Here is a 1,096-nt window from a genome sequence, read left to right as displayed (position 1 = left end):
TCTACTCCAGATACAGTCAACGGTACAGCCATTTTCAAGTAAAAAATGTACCCAGTAGCCTCTTTTCAATTTTTTCTTAGAAGCGACCTGCAGTAAGGGTTTTGTTAATTTTTTAGTATTTATGTATGGGGGAAGTCCAGTCATAAGAGCATTGTCTAACCGACATTATAGCTGACTTGAAAAAGGTGCGTTACACTCGCGTTTTCGCACCCTACACGATCAGCATCGCACTTAAACTCACAACTTTAATCAATGGGCATGGTACGTTCCCAAAAATCGATCGGTGGAGCAGTAGGACCCCCATTAGGGAACGCACCCTAGGGCTGAAAACGGAGATTTTGAAGAGATCGCACTTGAGCAATGGTTTCAAAATCACGGTCGTTGTGAATCAGAAGCAGATCATTTTCCAGTGCCGCTTGAGCAATACAGCAATCAATTGGGCTGCGAACAGTCAATCCTTGACGACGCAGATCATAGTAAATAGGGCTTGCTGAATAAAGGTGAAATGTAGGCAAGGTAAGGGTTTTGTGGCTTTTCTCGCGAAACAGGTGCAAGATTTTGAGAGAATCGTGCTTTAAAACCTTGCGTCTTCATCGGCCCGCGTCCTGTAGGGGCGAAGCATTCGGATAAAAAATCTACGGTTTCACCGATAGGTTATTGCCCGAATGCTTCGCCCGTACTTTTTCAGCAAACCCTAAATACGTGCAGCCGCTTGCCAGGAAGAAGGCCTGAGTTCAACATAATCCTGCACTTCGAGGTAAGTAGAGAGGATTGTCCATTCTTGCTCGTTTAAGCTCCCTTGAAGCAGTTCAAGCTGGGTAAAGCGGGTGAGTAAAATCTCACGATTTGCAATTAACGTTTCCAGTTGCTGGCGAACTTGACCACTGCGATCGCGGAAGACGCTGATCCACACAGATGTGTCAATCAGCAACATGACGAGTTTCACGTAGGGCTTTATATACTTTGCACGGCTGCAACTTGCATTTTTTACTCAAGGACAATAGTATAGTTTAAGAGTCATAATTAGAAGCAAAGCACTCATTAAAAACATGATTAACCTAGAATTCACGGAAGAAGAAAAGAACTCACTGTATTA

General features: G+C 43.7%; 1 protein-coding gene. It reads right to left on the bottom strand.

Annotated elements, in window-relative coordinates; translation table 11 throughout:
• Positions 1-694: 694 nt before the first annotated feature.
• Entirely contained in the window at positions 695-934 is a 240-nt protein-coding gene (locus O9323_RS11825) for a PIN domain-containing protein (protein WP_002754146.1), read from the bottom strand.
• Between the last annotated feature and the right edge of the window lie 162 nt (positions 935-1,096).

Source organism: Microcystis sp. LE19-131.1A (assembly GCF_027532015.1).
GTDB classification, from domain to species: Bacteria; Cyanobacteriota; Cyanobacteriia; order Cyanobacteriales; family Microcystaceae; genus Microcystis; species Microcystis ichthyoblabe_A.
Note: the sequence above shows the minus strand (reverse complement) of the source record. Positions and strands in the feature narration are given on the sequence as shown.